1 protein-coding gene is annotated in these 1,194 nt (G+C 58.3%); it reads right to left on the reverse strand.

The window, feature by feature from the left end; all coding sequences use genetic code 11:
* Positions 1 to 335: 335 nt before the first annotated feature.
* Positions 336 to 557: a hypothetical protein gene (locus AC3WL8_RS39895; RefSeq protein ID WP_492380254.1), complete on the reverse strand. Its 222-nt coding sequence runs from the start codon at positions 555 to 557 to the stop codon at positions 336 to 338.
* Between the last annotated feature and the right edge of the window lie 637 nt (positions 558 to 1,194).

Below are 1,194 nucleotides of genomic sequence, written 5' to 3' on the forward strand. Positions count from 1 at the left end.
GGTGCGATCAGGTCAAAATCGCCGCGTAGAAAAACTTGGCTCAATCACTACGCAATCAATTCAGTCAAGGAATCTAGCGTGGGCGAGCCCGCCAGCTCGTCCCGGCCGCACGAACTCACGCGCCTGCGCTGGTGTTGAAGAAGGTCATTAGTGCGAGCCACGCTCATCGTTCATACGAGCGTCGCACTTGTCGGCTCATGATTCATGCGACTGTGGCCTTTCCATGCGAAACAATGTCCCTGTGCCGCGTTCGCTCGCACACCTAAAGTTATGACTCTGGTCAATCGACACCGAGACCGTGAAGGAGCGTGCAAATGTTGGGGAGGCCGATTTCGTTAGGCGCCCCAACTTTCCGCGAGCATGTCGCGGCTTTTTCGGTTCGGCGACTGGTGCCAGTTCGGTGATGCTGGCCCGATGGATTGGCTGTGACGCGAGGCCGCGAGCTCGAGCGCCGAGATGAGATCGGGTGAGAGTTCCCCGTTCAAAGCCGCGACCCTGACCTGCACCAGGCAGTGCGCTCCTTGGTCCGTCCAGCGCATCTGTCGTTTCTTTGCCATGCGATGGGCTCACGACTTGGTTCACCGCGGACTCCGCGATGCTACTGCTGATGGGCAGGCCCTCTCGAGGGCGGGCGCCGTAGTTGACCAACGTAGGTGAGTTGTTCCTCAGGTAGTACCAGATATTACGCAGGTGCTCGCTCAGCGTGAACTGTAGTAATCGCGGGTCTTCCGCAATTTGTGTGACGACGGCAAATCGCGTGGAGGACCTTGCCGTCGTCTTTCCCGCCTCACTACCCACCATTCCTCTTTCTGATTAACGTGGGCGAGCCCGCCAGCCTCTTCCCGGACGCACGAACTCACGCGCCTGCGATGGCGACCGGACTAGCGGGTGCAGCAGTACGCGCAGGCCGGCTATTTAGTTCGGTTTCAACACGCGCAGCCGCAGAAGTTCGATATTCGCGCGGCCATACATTTGGCGCTTGAGAAGCTTGAGCCGGTTGACGTATACGAGAGCGTGCAAAAGATGGAATGAACGCGCCCCGGCCCTCCCCCCACGAAGCGGCGTGTAGTGGTCAAGTTATTTCGGACAGGCAGATAGGTTGTTTTACTATCGATTTCGCCTCGTAGGCAGCGGGCGACAGATACCCCAGGGTTGAGTGCAAGCGCACCGGATTATAGAAACCAACGATGTACT

It is taken from the genome of Cupriavidus sp. FW305-F7 (assembly GCF_058782875.1).